Origin of the sequence: Polymorphobacter sp., assembly GCF_048007885.1 — a bacterium.
Classification (GTDB): Bacteria; Pseudomonadota; Alphaproteobacteria; order Sphingomonadales; family Sphingomonadaceae; genus Sandarakinorhabdus.
This window is the reverse complement of record NZ_CP180346.1, coordinates 96,972-111,894: the sequence shown is the minus strand read 5'-3', so window position 1 is coordinate 111,894 and position 14,923 is coordinate 96,972. Positions and strand designations below refer to the sequence as shown.

At 68.5% G+C, this 14,923-nt stretch carries 13 protein-coding genes, 1 tRNA gene and 1 pseudogene; 9 read left to right on the top strand and 6 right to left on the bottom strand.

Features of this window, described 5'->3' with window-relative positions; translation table 11 throughout:
* Positions 1-2: 2 nt before the first annotated feature.
* Genes ACMVO5_RS00445 through ACMVO5_RS00430 form a run of 4 tightly spaced genes read left to right on the top strand, consistent with a single transcriptional unit; the run spans position 3 to position 6,204 of the window.
* Positions 3-1,253: an NHLP bacteriocin system secretion protein gene (locus tag ACMVO5_RS00445; protein WP_416908125.1), complete on the top strand. Its 1,251-nt coding sequence runs from the start codon at positions 3-5 to the stop codon at positions 1,251-1,253.
* A 1-nt stretch (position 1,254) separates the two neighbouring features.
* Positions 1,255-3,384 (top strand): NHLP family bacteriocin export ABC transporter peptidase/permease/ATPase subunit, encoded by a 2,130-nt coding sequence (locus ACMVO5_RS00440; RefSeq protein WP_416908124.1) that lies wholly within the window; start codon positions 1,255-1,257, stop codon positions 3,382-3,384.
* Positions 3,381-5,696, top strand: a complete 2,316-nt coding sequence (locus ACMVO5_RS00435; protein ID WP_416908123.1) for an ATP-binding cassette domain-containing protein — start codon at positions 3,381-3,383, stop codon at positions 5,694-5,696. The genes ACMVO5_RS00440 and ACMVO5_RS00435 overlap by 4 nt, the downstream gene beginning before the upstream one ends.
* A gap of 1 nt (position 5,697) precedes the next feature.
* Positions 5,698-6,204, top strand: a complete 507-nt coding sequence (locus ACMVO5_RS00430) for a cyclic nucleotide-binding domain-containing protein (RefSeq protein WP_416908121.1) — start codon at positions 5,698-5,700, stop codon at positions 6,202-6,204.
* 3 nt (positions 6,205-6,207) lie between these two features.
* Here ACMVO5_RS00430 and ACMVO5_RS00425 read toward each other — a convergent pair whose 3' ends face one another.
* The 4 genes from ACMVO5_RS00425 to ACMVO5_RS00410 form a co-directional block, all read right to left on the bottom strand.
* Positions 6,208-6,402 (bottom strand): hypothetical protein, encoded by a 195-nt coding sequence (locus ACMVO5_RS00425; protein ID WP_416908120.1) that lies wholly within the window; start codon positions 6,400-6,402, stop codon positions 6,208-6,210.
* 42 nt (positions 6,403-6,444) lie between these two features.
* Positions 6,445-6,639, bottom strand: a complete 195-nt coding sequence (locus ACMVO5_RS00420) for a hypothetical protein (RefSeq protein WP_416908119.1) — start codon at positions 6,637-6,639, stop codon at positions 6,445-6,447.
* Between the two features lie 42 nt (positions 6,640-6,681).
* Positions 6,682-6,870, bottom strand: a complete 189-nt coding sequence (locus tag ACMVO5_RS00415) for a hypothetical protein (RefSeq protein ID WP_416908118.1) — start codon at positions 6,868-6,870, stop codon at positions 6,682-6,684.
* A 190-nt stretch (positions 6,871-7,060) separates the two neighbouring features.
* Positions 7,061-7,145: transfer RNA gene (locus ACMVO5_RS00410), tRNA-Leu, on the bottom strand.
* Between the two features lie 106 nt (positions 7,146-7,251).
* On the opposite strand from ACMVO5_RS00410, the gene ACMVO5_RS00405 reads away from it, so the two are divergent.
* Positions 7,252-8,472, top strand: coding sequence for a pseudouridine synthase (locus tag ACMVO5_RS00405; RefSeq protein ID WP_416908117.1), 1,221 nt, complete (start codon positions 7,252-7,254; stop codon positions 8,470-8,472).
* A pseudogene (gene rsmD / locus ACMVO5_RS00400) lies at positions 8,472-9,006 on the top strand (16S rRNA (guanine(966)-N(2))-methyltransferase RsmD). Before ACMVO5_RS00405 ends, rsmD begins: the two are co-directional and overlap by 1 nt.
* A gap of 10 nt (positions 9,007-9,016) precedes the next feature.
* Here rsmD and ACMVO5_RS00395 read toward each other — a convergent pair.
* Positions 9,017-9,772: a SapC family protein gene (locus ACMVO5_RS00395; RefSeq protein ID WP_416908116.1), complete on the bottom strand. Its 756-nt coding sequence runs from the start codon at positions 9,770-9,772 to the stop codon at positions 9,017-9,019.
* Positions 9,773-9,939: 167 nt separating this feature from the next.
* Between ACMVO5_RS00395 and ACMVO5_RS00390 the strand changes: the two genes are divergently transcribed.
* A complete protein-coding gene (locus ACMVO5_RS00390) occupies positions 9,940-11,247 on the top strand; it encodes a M24 family metallopeptidase (RefSeq protein ID WP_416908115.1) in 1,308 nt (435 codons plus the stop codon).
* 5 nt (positions 11,248-11,252) lie between these two features.
* Here the strand turns inward: ACMVO5_RS00390 and ACMVO5_RS00385 are convergent, their stop codons facing one another.
* Entirely contained in the window at positions 11,253-11,924 is a 672-nt protein-coding gene (locus ACMVO5_RS00385; protein WP_416908114.1) for a peptidylprolyl isomerase, read from the bottom strand.
* Between the two features lie 105 nt (positions 11,925-12,029).
* On the opposite strand from ACMVO5_RS00385, the gene ACMVO5_RS00380 reads away from it, so the two are divergent.
* Entirely contained in the window at positions 12,030-14,021 is a 1,992-nt protein-coding gene (locus tag ACMVO5_RS00380; RefSeq protein WP_416908113.1) for a CHASE2 domain-containing protein, read from the top strand.
* A complete protein-coding gene (locus ACMVO5_RS00375; protein ID WP_416908112.1) occupies positions 14,008-14,730 on the top strand; it encodes a hypothetical protein in 723 nt (240 codons plus the stop codon). Before ACMVO5_RS00380 ends, ACMVO5_RS00375 begins: the two co-directional genes overlap by 14 nt.
* Positions 14,731-14,923: the final 193 nt, after the last annotated feature.

Sequence of the window (14,923 nt, the reverse complement as noted above, 5' to 3'; positions counted from 1 at the left end):
CGATGACTTCGACGCTGTTCAGGAAACAGGCGCTTGACCGACTGGCCAGTCCGGAGCGCCTCGATGCGCCGATGACGCTGGTGCCGCGGCCCTGGTGGATGCTGCTGGCGGCCTTTGCAGCAATGATCGTGGCAGCAGCGCTATGGGCCGGGCTGACCTTCGCGCCGGTGAAAGTGGGTGCGCAGGGCATATTGATCAACCGCACGGGGCTTGCCGAAATCGTGGCCGAAGATGCCGGGCGGATTGAGGCGCTGCTGGTGGCGCCGGGCGACGTGGTGCGCGCCGGCCAGCCGATTGCCACCATCGCGCGCACCCAGCTGACCCGCGAACTTGCGGACGCGACCAGCGAGTTGAAGGCCGCGCAGGCGAGGCGGGCACGGCTGGAGCGCTTTTATGCCGATCAGGCGGCAAGCGAACGGCAGGCTGACGCAGCGCGCGTGGCGACGATTGCCGAGAGCCGGGCGGCGCTGGAGGAACGCGCCCGCTTTCTGGAGGAAAAAGCAGCGCAGATGACGACGCTGGTGCAGCGCGGCTTCATCACCCGCCAGCAGCAGGGCGATCTGGAGCTGGAGCTGGCCGAGGTGCGCGAGCGGATCTCGGGGCTGGACGAAGCGGCGTTGCGGGTGACGATCGAAGCCAATGCGCGGGCCGAGAAGAGCGGGCTGGCGCTGCTGGATGAGCAGCGGACCATCGATGCAAAGGCGCGCGAGATCGCGCGGCTGGCGGCGAGACTGGGCGAGACCGAGGTGATCAGGGCCAGCAGCGCCGGGCAGGTGACCGAAGTGAAGCTGGGCGCGGGCGACATCATTGCGGCCGGCACGGCGCTGGCCACGATTGCACCGGAGACGGGCGGCGCGGATGCAGGACTGGTGGCGCTGATCTATGTGCCGGCAGCCGAGGGCAAGCGGATCGCACCCGGCATGGCAGCGGAAGTGGTGCCGACGACGGTGGAGCGCGCTGTCTATGGCCATGTTCCCGGCCGGGTGCTGGCGGTGGCGCCGCTGCCGGCCACCGCCGAGGGGATGCGGCGGGTGTTGCGCAACGACCAGCTTGTGCAGGAACTGACCGCCAAGGGGGCGCCGATCGAGGTGCGCATCGCGCTGGAACGACGCCCCGGCAGCGCCAGCGGCTTTGCCTGGTCGGCGTCAGAGGGGCCGGATGCGCCGGTGAGCGCGGGCTCGATTGTCGAGGGCAAGGTGATTGTTGACGAGCGGCGGGTGGCGGCGCTGCTTCTGCCGGGTGCGGCGCGCTAGCATGAGGGGGCGAACGCCGGTCATTTTGCAGCTGACGGCGGCGGAATGTGGGGCGGCATCGCTGGCGATGGTGCTGGCGCATCACGGGCGGCAGATGAGCCTTGACGTGCTGCGCGGGCTTTGCGGGGTCTCGCGTGATGGGGCCAAGGCCTCGAGCCTGCTGCGCGCAGCCCGGGCTCTGGGGCTGGAGGCGAAGGGGCTGAAGGCCGAGCCGCATCATCTGGCCGAACTGCCCATGCCGATGATCGCCTATGTGAACTTCAATCATTTTCTGGTGGTGGACGGCATCGACGACAAGGGCGTGCGGATCATCGACCCGGCGGGCGGGCGGCGGCGCGAGACGATGGCGGAATTTTCAGAAAGCTTCACCGGCGTGGTGCTGACCTTTGTGCCGGGGGCGGATTTCGTACGGGCGGACGAGCGGCCGGGGCTTGCCGAGGCACTGAAGAGCCGCTTTGACGGCGTGCGCGGCGCGCTGCTGTTTGCGGCGCTGACTGCGCTTGCGCTGGTGGTGCCGGGGATATTGCTGCCGGTGTTCAGCCGGATCTTCGTCGATTATCTGCTCATTCGCGGGCTGAGCGACTGGTTGCCGGCGCTCTTGATCGGGCTGGGGCTGACGGCGCTGGCCCGCTTTGCATTGATACAGTTGCAGAGCCGGGCGCTGCTGGCGGCCGAGATGCGGATGAGCCTGGAGACGGGTGCGGCGCTGATGGCCAAGCTGCTGCGGCTGCCGGTGGGGTTTTTCGACCAGCGATTTGCTGGCGAAATCGCTGACCGGGTGCGGCTGAATGAAGAGCTTTCGGCGCTTCTGACCGGCAAGCTGGCGCAGGCGGCGGTGAATTTGATCGCGGCCGCCTTCTTTTTGCTGGTGATGCTGCTCTACCAGCCGCTGCTGACGCTGGCGGTGCTGGTGCTGGCGCTGGCCAATGCCGGGGTTTTGCTGCTGTCGGGGCGGCTGCTGGGGGACCGCTACCGCAAGATCTCGATCGATACCGGCACGCTGATGGGGGCGCGGATCGCCGGTTTGCGTGACATGGAGACGTTCAAGGCTTCGGGCGCGGAGGACATGGTGTTTGCGCGCTGGACCGGGCTGGCGGTGGCAGCGGCCAATGGGCGGCAGGCGGCGGCGCGGATTTCGGCGCTGATCCAGCCGGTGCCGGGGCTGATTTCGGCGCTGATCACGGCCGTGATCCTGATCGGCGGGGGCTGGCTGGTGATGGACGGCGCGCTGACGCTGGGCGAGCTTGTGGGCTATCAGACGCTGGCGGCGAGCTTTGTGGCGCCGGTGGTGGCGCTGGCGGGCTTTGGCGCGGAACTGCAGCAGGTGCGCTCGCTGACCAGCCGGCTGGAGGATGTGAATGAACAGCCCGATGATGCGCGCTTCGCACAAGCCGCTGCACATGACGGGCGAGTGCCGGGCGGGCGGCTGAGTGCGGATGGGCTGCGCTTTGGCTATGCGCCGCTCGATCCGCCGCTGATCGATGACTTTTCCATCGATATCCGGCCGGGGATGCGGGTGGCGCTGGTGGGGGCTTCGGGATCGGGCAAGAGCACATTGGGCAAGCTGCTGGCCGGGCTGGAGCAGCCGGGCGCGGGGCAGGTGTGTCTGGATGGGCGACCGCTGCTGGCGTGGCCGCGTGAGATCCTGGCCAGCCGTCTGGCCTATGTGCGGCAGGAGGTGACGCTGTTTGAGGGCACGGTGCGCGAGAATCTGACGCTTTGGGATGCCCGCATGCCCGAGCCGGAGGTGATGCGCGCTGCGCGCGATGCGGCGGTGCATGAGGTGATCGCCGGGCGGCCGGGTGGCTATGATGCGGTGATTGCCGAGGGCGGGCGGAACTTTTCAGGCGGTGAGCGGCAGCGGTTCGAGATTGCCCGCGCGCTGGCGAGCGACCCGGCGGTGATCGTGCTTGACGAGGCGACGAGCGCGCTTGACCCGCTGAGCGAGGAGCAGGTGATGACCGCGATCCGGCAGCGGGGGGTGACCTGTGTGATCGTGGCGCACCGGCTTTCGACGATTCGGGACTGTGACCTGATCATGGTGATGGACCGTGGGCGGGTGGTGGAGTCGGGCGACCATGCGACGCTGATGGCGCGCGGCGGCGCCTATGCCGGGCTGCTGGAGGCATGAGCGCGCAGCTGACCATTGGCGCGGGCGCGGCGCGGGACCTGCCGGCGGGCGGCTGGCGGGTGGTGAGCGGCGCGGGCGAGCTTTATCTGCTGAGTGCGGCGCGGCGGCGGCTGGTGGCGCCGCTTGAGGCCGGGGCGGGCATTGCGCCAGTGGCGGCGCCGCTTGGGCTGCTGGTGGTGGCAACCGACGAGATGGTTTTGGCCCCCGAAGACGGGCTGGCGCGCGACTGGGCGGCGCTGGCGGCGGCGCATGAGGCTGAGGACGAGGCCCGCGGTGCGGCGCTGCTGGCGCGGCTGGAGGGGCAGGAGGAGGAAGGTGCGGACGGGCTGGCGGCGGCGCTGGCAGCGCTGGGCGGGGCTGGAAAGGCCGTGGGCGGAGATGTTCTTGCGGCGGCCAAGGCGGCGGGGCTGCGCGCCGCACGGGTGAGCCTGGGGCCGGGATGGTGGCGCGATGACCATGGGCCGCTGGTGGTGAAGGGGCCAACGGGCTTTTCGGCCGCGCTGTGGCAGGGCGGCGGCTATGTGGACGGGGCGGGCGCGACGCCGGACTGGGCCGCCTTTGAGCGGGCGGCGTGGCGGGTTTATGGGCGGCTTGGCGGGGATGTGTCGCGCTTTTCGGTGATGGCCAAGGCGCTTTGGCCGGTGATGCGGACGGAACTGCCGCTGGTGGTGGGGGCCGCGCTTGGGGCAGCGGTGCTGGGGCTGCTGGTGCCGCTGGCGACGGGCTGGCTGTTCGATGAGATTGTGCCGGCCGGCTATGGCGGGCTGCTGGTGGGCGTGGGGCTGGCGCTGGTGGTGGCGGCGCTGGTCAATGGGGCGTTTGCGGTGGTGCGCGGACTGGCGGTGGCGCGGCTTTCGGGGCGGGCCGAAGTGGCGGCGGCGGGCGTGGTGAGCGACCATGTGCTGCGGCTGCCGGCGCGGTTTTTCCGAACCATGTCGGCGGGCGACTTCAACCAGCGGTTGCTGGCGCTCGATCAGATCAGGGGGCTGGTGTTGCAGGTGCTGCTCAACAGCGGGATGACGGCGGTGTTCTCGGTGTTTTATCTGGCGCTGCTGTTTGTCTATGCGCCGGCGCTGGCATGGGTGGCGCTGGCGGTTTCGGTGGTGGCGGTCGGGGCGCTGCTGGTGGCGCGGGTGGCGCAAGCGGGGCCGCTGCGCGAGGCGGCGGTGACGAGCGGGCGGCTGGCGGGGCTGACCTATGAGATTCTGGACGGGGTGGCGAAGCTGAGGGTGGCGGCGGCCGAGGGGCGGGCGCTGGCGCGCTGGCGGGCGGCCTATGTGGCGGAGCGGGATGCGCAGGCGCGCGGCGAGCGGGTGGCGATCAATTATCAGGCCTTTGCCGATGGCTGGCAGGTGCTGGGGCTGCTGGCGATCTTTGCGGCGGCGGCGATTCTGGTGGGGGAGGACCTGTCGGCGGGGCAGTTCATTGCGTTTCTGGCGGCATTTGGCGTGTTTCAGGGCAATCTGGCGGGGCTGGCGAGCGCGCTCATTGGCATTTTTGCCGCGCGTCCGCTGGCCGAGCGGGTGCGGCCGATCCTGGTGGCGGAGGTGGAATCGGACGCCGGGCGGGTGGATCCGGGGGTGCTTTCGGGTGACATTTCGGTGAGCGGGCTGACCTTCGGCTATGACGGGGCGATGGCGCCGCTGATCGACGGGCTGTCGTTTTCGGTGAAGCCGGGGGAGCATCTGGCGATCGTGGGGGGGTCTGGGTCGGGCAAATCGACGATTTTGCGGCTGCTTCTGGGCTTTGAGACGCCGCTGACGGGGTCGATTGCCTATGACGGGCAGGAGCTTTCGGGGCTCGATCCGGGGCGGGTGCGAGCACAGATCGGCGTGGTGATGCAGTCAAGCCAGCTGTTTGCGGGGTCGATTTTGGACAATATCCGGGGGGCCTCGGATGCGGGGCTTCAGGCGTGCATGGATGCGGCCGAGGCGGCGGGGCTGGGGGCAGACCTGGCGATGATGCCGATGGGGCTGCACACGATGCTGACCGAGGGCGCGGGCATGGTTTCGGGCGGGCAGCGGCAGCGGATATTGATTGCCCGGGCGCTGGCCGGGCGGCCGCGCATATTGTTCTTCGACGAGGCGACGAGCGCGCTCGACAATGCGACGCAGGCGGTGGTGGCCGAGACGCTGGACCGGCTGGCGGCGACGCGGATCACCATCGCGCACCGGCTTTCGACGGTGCGCCATGCGACGCGGATCGCGGTGCTTGAGCGCGGGCGGTTTGTGGAAGTGGGCAGTTTTTCGGAGTTGATGGCGAAGGACGGGGCCTTTGCCGCGCTTGCAAAGAGGCAATTGCTGGAGGCGTGAGATGCGCAAGGCGCTTTACATATTGGCCGACCTTGAGGACCGGGACATGCTGTGGCTGGCGCAGCATGGCCATGTGCGGGCGCTGGCGGACGGGGCGGTGTTGATTGCCGCCGGCCAGCCGATCGATGACCTGTTTTTCGTGACCGACGGGGAATTTGCGGTGATCAGCCCGGCGGGGCAGCCGCTGGCGACGCTGGGGCTGGGCGATGTGGCGGGCGAAATGTCGTTTGTGGAGAAGGCGCTGCCATCTGCGACGGTGCGGGCGCAGGGCGCAGCGCGGGTGCTGGCGGTGCCGCGCGCGGCGATTTTGGCGGCCTTTGCGCAAGATGCGGGCTTTGCCGCGCGCTTTTACCGGGCGCTGGCGGTGTTTCTCTCTGACCGGTTGCGCAGCCTGAGCGCGCCTGTGGGCGGCACGGCGGAGCTGGACGAAGGGCTGCTCGACACGCTGAGTGACGCCGGCGACCGCTTTGTGCGGCTGATCGCGCTGCTGGAAGGGCGGGAGCGCTGAGGCTCAGACGGTCGGGCTGCCCTCGGCGGTGGTGAGCACCTGGGTGGTGGGGCGGGTGGGGCCGTCGGCGAGGCGTGGTCCGCTCCTTGCGGCCAGCCGCTTTTCGGTCTCGCCGACAAAGCTGCCGGTCAGCCCGCCAGTGGCTTGATCAAGGGCTTCATCGCTCACCGCCTCGGGGGCGTCCTTCTTCTCGCTCATCTTCGCTCTCCCTTTGATGCTGGTGCTGGCGCTTGCCTGCGCTCAGACGGTCGGGCTGCCGTCGGCGGTGGTGAGCACCTGGGTGGTGGGGCGGGTGGGGCCGTCGGCGAGGCGTGGTCCGCTCCTTGCGGCCAGCCGCTTTTCGGTCTCGCCGACAAAGCTGCCGGTCAGCCCGCCAGTGGCTTGATCAAGGGCTTCATCGCTCACCGCCTCGGGGGTGTCCTTCTTCTCGCTCATCTTCGCTCTCCCTTTGATGCTGGTGCTGGCGCTTGCCTGCGCTCAGACGGTCGGGCTGCCGTCGGCAACAGTGACCACCTGGGTGGTGGGGCGGGTGGGGCCCTTGAGGTTGAAATTGCCGATATGGTCATGCGGGCGACGGTTGGGGCCGCCGGAGATGGCATCGAGCGCCTCGTCGCTGATCTGTTCGGGTGCGGCTTCGCTGGTCTTGGGGGTCTTGCTGTCGGTCATGTTATCCTCCTGTGCTGAATGGAAGGGCTGATCTGGCTGGCTATACGGAAGAGGACAGCACAGCGATGCATGGCCGGGCGGCTGACGTTTGTTGGGCTGGCTGTCGGCATGGGGCATTGGCTCGAAACCGCAGGCGAAGAGCCACAGTATATCATCGCCGGGCGAAAGAGCCAAATCCGGGGCGGCGGGATGGTGCGGGCGGTCGGGCTCGAACCGACACTCCTTGCGGAACGGGATTTTGAGTCCCGCGCGTCTACCAATTTCACCACGCCCGCGCGCAGAGCGGACTAGCGCGAAGCGGCAGGCGGGGCAAGGGGCGGCGCTGGGGGGGGCTGCTGGGGGGCGCTGGACAATAGACGCGGGTGCGCTCATGAGGCAGCGATGCGACCGCCACGAAAGACCAGCAGCGACACGAGCGCCCGTGAGGGCAGCAGGCGGCCCAGCCGGCCGGGCCGTGCGGGGGCAAGCGCGCCCGCAGCAGGCGGGATGAACCGGGCGGCGCGGCGGGCGGCGGCAGCGGCCGAGGCGGAGGCGGAGGCCGGGGGGGCAGCGAAGAGCGGGGAGAGGGCGCGACCAGCGCGGGCGGAACGACCAGCGCGGCCGGAGCGCGCGGCACGACCGGCGCGGGCCGAACGCCCGGCGCGCGCGGAACGACCGGCGCGGCCGGCGCGGGGCGAGAGGCCCGCCGCTGAAGACCGGGCTGGGAGCCGGGCTGAGAACCGGGCAGTACGCGCCGAGCGGCCGGCCAGCGAGGCGCGGCGGGGGCCGCGCAATGACCCGGCGACGCGGCCTGTGCGGGTGGCGCGCGGGGCGCGGGGCGCGGGCGGGACGCGGCCTGAGGCGCGGGCGGCAGCGGTGGAGCCGCAACGGATTGCGCGGCTGCTGGCGCGCGCGGGCGTGGGCTCAAGGCGCGATATCGAGCGGATGATCGCCGAGGGGCGGGTGGCGCTGAAAGGGGAGGTGTTGACGACGCCGGCGGTGATCGTCAGCTCGCTTGAGGGCATCACGGTGAATGGCATGGCGGTGGCGGCGATCGAGCCGGTGCGGCTGTTTCGCTTTCACAAGCCGGCGGGCGTGCTGACGACAGCGCGGGACCCGGGCGGGCGGCCGACGATCTTTGACGTGTTGCCGCCCGAGCTGCCGCGCACGGTGCCGGTGGGGCGGCTCGACATGAATACCGAGGGGCTGCTGCTCATGACCACCGACGGGGCGCTGAAGCGGGCGCTGGAGCTGCCGAGCTCGGGGGTGCCGCGCAGCTACCGGGTGCGGGCTTACGGCGAGATCGGCCAGCGGGTGCTGGAAAATCTGATTGACGGGATCACCGTGGACGGCGTGCATTATGGGCCGATCGATGCCGGGATCGAGCGGCGGACGGGGCGGAACCTGTGGATTTCGATGACGCTGACCGAGGGCAAGAACCGCGAGATCAGGCGGGTGCTGGAGCATCTGGGCTTGCAGGTCTCACGGCTGATCCGGGTGAGCTATGGGCCGATTGCGCTGGGCGACCTGCCACCGCGCGGCGTGGACGAGGTGCCGCCGCAGCTGGTGGCGGAGCTGATGAACATGCTGAAGCGGGGCGAGCGGACGGAGCGGGCGCGCTGATGCGGATCATCGCCGGGCGGTGGCGGGGGCGGAAGCTGGCGGCACCGCCGGGCGAGGCGACACGGCCGACCGCAGACCGGGTGCGCGAGGCGCTGTTTTCGATGCTGACATCGCGGCTGGGGAGCTTCGAGGGGCTGCGGGTGCTCGACGGCTTTGCCGGATCGGGCGCGCTGGGGCTGGAGGCGCTGTCCAGAGGCGCGGCGCGGGCGGTGTTTGTGGAGAGCGACGCGGCCGCCGTGAAGGTGCTCAGGGCGAATGTGGCGGCGCTGGGGGCTGAGGCGGATGTGATGGCGGTGGATTTGACCGCGATCGGGGCGGGGACGCCGGTGGACCTGGTGGTGCTCGATCCGCCCTATGGCAAGGGGCTGGCGGCGGCGGCGCTGGCGCGGCTGGTGGCACAGGGCTGGATAGGGCCTGCAGACGCTGGTGAGCGTGGAGACGGCGCGGGGCGACGCGCTGGAAGCGCCGGGCTTTGCGGTCTTGGCTGACCGCAGCCATGGCAAAGCCCGGCTGCGGTTGTTGCAGCCGGGCTGAGCCTGTTTTCTTACTTGCCGGTTTGGGCGAACTGACGCTCGAACAGCGGCGAGATCAGCGACAGCGAGAAGAGATGGGCATAGACGAGGCCGAGCAGGCCCGACTGGACCAGCTTGCGCGCCTGATCGCCGCGCAGGGCCTGCAGCTTTTCTTCGGAGACCATGCGGAAGCCGCGGTAGACGGCGGGCTGATCAAGGCCTTCGCGATTGATGGTGACTTCACCGTCCATCATCAGGTCGAGCTTGGTCAGCTCGTCCATGAAGGCGCGGGTGCGCATCACGGCCTGCTCGAACTGCTCGCAGAAGCCGAGAATGTTCTTGGTGAGCTCGGTCGTTTCGGTGCCGTTGAAGAACTTCTGCTCGGCATCCGTGGTGACGAGGCCCGAGCCTTCGTCGAAGCACAGGCTCAGCTCTTCGCTGTTCGGCTGGAGCCGGGCCAGCATGAAGGGATGGCGGCGGACGAAGGCGGGGATGTACTGACCCTTTTCCCACATATTGTCTTCACCGACATAGAGGTTCTTGCCTTCCTGCAGGCCGACAAGGGCGAGCGGGGCGGGATTTTCGCCAAGGCCGAAGACGATCGGATAATGACGCTGGACGACCGGGAATTCATCGACGGTGACCGGGATGGCATGGGTGTTCTTGGTGAAGCCAAGGTCTTCGCGGGTCTTGAGGCCGAAATCGGCATGGGCCTGTGAGGACAGCGGCACGAGGCTCGAATAGAAAAGCGGGAGAGTGTTTTGCCCATTGGGCGGCGTGCTGGCCATGAATCATCTTCCTGAACCGAGTGGATAGAGCTGGACCGCATGGCCCCCCGAACACATCCGCCCGAAGAGACGGAGATTCCCTGCTTCCCTAGAAAACAAGCGAGCGGGGTGCAAGCCGTATGGCACGGTGCTATGGCTTTGGCGGGAGAGCTTTTTGGGGGGCGTGTGTGAAGATCTTGATGATGGCGGCGGCGATTCTGGCGGGGATGCCGGCGCTGCCTGACCTGCGCACGGGCGCGCAGGTGGAAGATGCGGTGCTGAGCGGGCGGCTGGACAGCGTGGTACCGAAGCTGATGGCGCGCCACGATGTGGGCATGTGGATCGTGGCGGGGCGCGAGTATAATGAAGACCCGGTCCTGCAGACGATGCTGCCGGCGACCTGGCCTTCGGCGCGGCGCACGATGATCTTGATTTTTGAGCGGAAAGCTGACGGCTCGGTGACGCGCACGGCGGTCTCGCGCTATCCGGTGGGGGATTTTGCGCGTGGCTGGAACCCGGATGAGCAGCCCGACCAATGGGCGCGGGTGGGCGAGCTGGTGCGGGCGGCTGACCCGGCATCGATCGCGGTCAATATCTCGGCGGATTTCGGCCTCGCCGACGGGCTGAGCGTGGCGCTGCACCGGCAGCTGATCGCTGCACTCGGCCCTGATCTGGCGTCGCGGCTGGTGAGCCATGACGGGCTGGCGCTGGGCTGGCTGGAGACGCGAATTCCGGCCGAAATGGTGCTTTATCGGCAGATCATGCGCGCCGCGCACACCATCATCCCGGCGGGCCTTTCAGACGCGGTGATCACGCCCGGCGTGACCAGCACACAGGATGTGGTCTGGTGGTACCGCGAGCAGATTGCGGCGGCGGGGATGGACGCCTGGTGCCAGCCAAGCGTTTCGATCCAGCGCAAGACGCAGCCGACCTTCGCCATCGGCACCATGGTCGTTCCGCAGCCGCAGATCATTGCGCCGGGCGACCTGCTGCATGTCGATTTCTGTGCCGGCGCGCTGGGGCTGAAGACCGACACGCAGCAGATGGCCTATGTGCTGAAGCCGGGCGAGACCGAGGCGCCGGCGGGGCTGCGCGAGGGGCTGCGCGCGGCGAACAAGGTGCAGGATGCGCTCACCAGCAGCTTTGCCACCGGGCTGAGCGGCAATGATATCCTCGCGCGGGCGCGCGCCAAGGCGGAAGCGCAGGGGCTGGTGCCGATCATCTATACCCACCCGATCGGCTATCATGGCCATGCGGCGGGCACATGGATCGGCGCCTGGGACAATCAGGCCGGGGTGCCGGGGCTGGGCGAATATCAGCTGAACGCCGACACGGCCTGGTCGATTGAGCTGGCGGCGGTGCACAAGGTGCCTGAGTGGGACGGGCAGAGCGTGCGCTTCATGCTGGAGGTGGACGCGTTTTTCGACGGCGAGACGGTGAATTACATCGACGGCCGGCAGACCGAGCTGCTGCTCATTCCGCGGGACGCGCGCTGAGCCACTCAGGGCTGCGGCAGCTCGCTGGGGTCGAACTCCGGCTCGGCAGCGGGCGCTGGCTCTGGTTCAGGAGGCGGGGGCGGCGCGACGCGGCGCGCGGTCTTGATGGCGATGGGCTTGGCCAACATCTGGCCCTTCATGGCGCCCTTGCCCTTTTCGGGGTCGGTCTGGGCCGTCTGGATGGCGGTGACCACCTCCATGCCGGCGACGACCTGGCCGAAGGGCGCGAACCCGAGGATGTCGCCCTCCCCTTCCGTCTTGGCATCGAGCGAGGAGAGGTTGCCGAGGATGATGAAGAAATCGGCCGTGGCCGTGCCCGGTGCGGCGCGGGCCATGGAGATGGCGCCGCTGATGTTGGACAGCCCGGTCTGGGTGGTGGGCTCATGCTTGACCGGGGGCAGCAGGCGCTTCGGGTCGCCCTGAACGCCGCCCTGGATGAGACCGAAGCTGCCCGGCTCGCCAACCAGCATGGCGCGGTAGAAGCTGGTGCCATCGAGCCGCTTCTCGTCGACATAGCGGAGGAAATTGGCGACCGTCGCCGGGGCTTTATCGGCCTCCAGCTTGAGCGTGATGGTGCCGAGCGCGGTTTCGAGCGCGACATGTGGAAGGGCGGGCGATTGGGCCAGCGCGGGCGCGGCGACAAGAGCGGCGATGGCAGCGGAGAGGAGAATGCGCATGCCGCAACTTTCAGCGGCCCGGGCGCGTAAATCAAGCCGCAAGATGAGGGTGGACGGGCGCGGCAGGGCGGGCCATGGTCAATCGCGGATTTGGGGACGGCTTTGATGAACGATCTGCTGCGGCCAGTGCGGCGGTTTCTTGACAATGTCGGGCTGGGGCGGCTGCTGGTAACGCTGTTCGTGCTGCTGGCGGCGGTGGGGATTGCGCGGTTCAGCTGGCAGCTTCCGGTGCTGGTGGAGACCGAGCGCGGGCTTTACGATGTGCGCCACTTCCTGACCGCGCCAGTGGTGGCGCAGGACCCGCGCATCGCCATTGTGGTGTTTACCGAGGAAACGCTGGCGGCGACCGGCAAGCGCTCGCCGCTCGACCGCAAGCTGCTGGCCGATGCGCTGAGGAGCATCGACACCATGGGGGCGCGGTCGATCGGTATCGACATTCTGATCGACCAGGCCCAGCCGGAGGACGACTATCTGGTCGAGACCTTCAAGGCGATGAAGACGCCGACGCGGCTGGCGACGGTGGCCGAGGATGAGGAGGTGCCGACGCTGCCGCCCTGGCAGGATGAGTTTTTGCGGGCGTTTCAGGCGCGGATCGCCACCGACAAGGTGGGCGGCGGCGATGTGCGGGTGGATGTGGACGCCGACAATTACATCCGCCGCTTTCCTGCCCAGTTGCCGGGTGCCAAGCCGCTGCTGATGGACCTGATGGCCGCAGATGCCGGCTGGGGGGGAACACCGATGCGCGATTACAAGGGCGGGATCGCCTTCCGGCGGGCGCAGAATGACGAAGAGCCGGTGTTTACCATGTTGCCGATCGACCTGTTTGCCAATCCGGCGCTTGCCGAGGCCATGGCGCCGCTGATCGAGGGGCGGCTGGTCTTGATCGGGGCTGATCTTTCGATGGTGGACCGGTTCGAGACCCCGCTGACCCGTGTTTCAGGGCAGGACACGCCGGGGGTGGCGATCCATGGTCATTTGCTGGCGCAGCGGCTCGACAGCCGGCAATTGCTGCTGCCGCCGGGCTGGAGCTTCTGGGCGGCAGCACTTCTGGTGGTGATGGCAGGCGCCTTCACCTCGATCTCCCCCCTGCCGACGGCCATCACGGCGGCGATTGGCGGGATCGAAGTGGTCGGGCTGCTGGGGCTGCCGCCGCTGCTGCAATGGTCGCGCGTGGACACCATCGGCCTGCCGGCGGGCGGCTGGGTGATCGGCTTCATCATCGCCTATGCGGCAACCGCAGCCTCGGCGCGCTCGATCGGCGTCGAGCAGCGTGAGTTCGCGCAATCGGCGCTGGGCAAATATCTGCCGCCCGATATCGCCCAGATGATTCTGCGTGAGCCCGAGAAGCTTGCCCTGCACGGCGAGAAGCGGCAGATTTTTGCGCTGTTTACCGATATCGAGGGGTTCACCAAGCTTTCCGACAGCTTGCAGGCGGAAGAACTGAGCGTCCTGCTCAACGCCTATCTTGATGATATCAGCCGGATCATTCTGGCGCATGGTGGCACCATCGACAAGTTTGTGGGCGACGCTGTGATCGCGTTTTGGGGGGCGCCGGTGGCGCGGCCGGATGACGGCGAGCGGGCGCTGGCGGCGGCGCGCGCCATTCAGGCCTATTCGGCCGAGCAGATGCGCAAGAACGAAAATGCGGCCGGGCCACGCATCGGGCGCACCCGGATCGGCGTACATAGAGGCAAGGCCGTTGTCGGCAATTTCGGCGGCACCGACCGAATTCAATATACGGCACTGGGAGACGCGATGAACACGGCCGCCCGCCTCGAAGCTGCGAACAAGGCGACCGGCAGCTATACGATGATCAGCCGGGAAGCGCTGACCACGGTGCGCAAGCCGGTCTGCCGGAGCCTTGGGCGGATCATGCTGCGCGGGCGCGGCGAGCCGATTGAAGTCTATGAACCGGTGGAGGACGAAACGGCGGCGACAGAGCATAATGCGCTTTGGAAACGCTTCGAGGCGGGTGATGCGGCGGCCCTTCAGGCCTTCCGCATCTTGGCCGCAGCCCACCCGGATGATAAAATTCTGGCCAAGATGGTCAGTCGCTTGGAAACGCTTGAACCTGGAGGATATTATGTTGTCTCTTGAAAAGATCATCATGACCGGCGCCGTGGCAGCGCTGATGGCCGGCAGCGCACAGGCGGCGCTGGTGGTGCGCTCGGTGGGCAACGGCGCGGCGGCCTTTCCGGTCGGCCAGCAGGTGATGCCCGGCACGCCGATCAAGCTTGGCGCGGGCGACATGCTGACCCTGCTCGATGGGCAGACGACCCGCACCTTCCGCGGGCCGGGCACCTATGATCTGGGCCAGGCCGCACAAGCGACGACCACGCTGGCCGCGGCCACCAGCGCCTTCGACGCGCGCACCGCCGCCCGCAAGCCGCGCCTCGGGACCGTGCGCGGCATCCCCAAGGTTGACGGGCCGAGCCTTTGGGATGTGGATCTGAGCGCGTCGGGCGAGGTGCAGTGCATCGTCGATCCGGCCAATGTGACCGTGCGGCGCGACGACACCAGCACCGCTGCCCCACTGACCATCGCTGCCGACAGCGGCAAGACGACGACGCTCAGCTTCGAGGCTGGCAAGGCCGCGCTCGACTGGCCCGACGCCATGCCGGCCGCCGGCAAATACACGCTGAAGAGCGGCAGCATGGCCCGCTCGCTGACGTTTGCCACTGTCCCCTCCCCCACCGGCGACGCGGCGACCGACGCCGCCGCACTCATCAAGGCGGGCTGCATGCAGCAGCTGGAACGCTTTGTGGCCACGCTGGAGGGCGGCGCCAGCCCGGCGGGCGGGAAGTAAGGGGTTCTGCTGGCGCTATTGCCTCCGGCGGCTGGGGCCTCAGGCCCCAGACCCCATTCGTATTGTGGGGATGCACATGCAGAGTTTGTCCCGCGCCGCAGGCATTTGATTGTGCGTTCCGCGCGGGCTTTTCGCTCTTCAGGTCCAGCGTAAAACAACAAATGGGGTCTGGGGCCTGAGGCCCCAGCCGCCG

Coding starts and splice junctions, on each gene's coding strand:
- ACMVO5_RS00375 (WP_416908112.1), top strand. CDS start 14,008: ATGTTGTCTCTTGAAAAGATCATCATGACCGGCGCCGTGGCAGCGCTG.
- ACMVO5_RS00445 (WP_416908125.1), top strand. CDS start 3: ATGACTTCGACGCTGTTCAGGAAACAGGCGCTTGACCGACTGGCCAGT.
- ACMVO5_RS00440 (WP_416908124.1), top strand. CDS start 1,255: ATGAGGGGGCGAACGCCGGTCATTTTGCAGCTGACGGCGGCGGAATGT.
- ACMVO5_RS00385 (WP_416908114.1), bottom strand. CDS start 11,924: ATGCGCATTCTCCTCTCCGCTGCCATCGCCGCTCTTGTCGCCGCGCCC.
- ACMVO5_RS00415 (WP_416908118.1), bottom strand. CDS start 6,870: ATGACCGACAGCAAGACCCCCAAGACCAGCGAAGCCGCACCCGAACAG.
- ACMVO5_RS00405 (WP_416908117.1), top strand. CDS start 7,252: ATGCGACCGCCACGAAAGACCAGCAGCGACACGAGCGCCCGTGAGGGC.
- ACMVO5_RS00435 (WP_416908123.1), top strand. CDS start 3,381: ATGAGCGCGCAGCTGACCATTGGCGCGGGCGCGGCGCGGGACCTGCCG.
- ACMVO5_RS00430 (WP_416908121.1), top strand. CDS start 5,698: ATGCGCAAGGCGCTTTACATATTGGCCGACCTTGAGGACCGGGACATG.
- ACMVO5_RS00420 (WP_416908119.1), bottom strand. CDS start 6,639: ATGAGCGAGAAGAAGGACACCCCCGAGGCGGTGAGCGATGAAGCCCTT.
- ACMVO5_RS00380 (WP_416908113.1), top strand. CDS start 12,030: ATGAACGATCTGCTGCGGCCAGTGCGGCGGTTTCTTGACAATGTCGGG.
- ACMVO5_RS00425 (WP_416908120.1), bottom strand. CDS start 6,402: ATGAGCGAGAAGAAGGACGCCCCCGAGGCGGTGAGCGATGAAGCCCTT.
- ACMVO5_RS00395 (WP_416908116.1), bottom strand. CDS start 9,772: ATGGCCAGCACGCCGCCCAATGGGCAAAACACTCTCCCGCTTTTCTAT.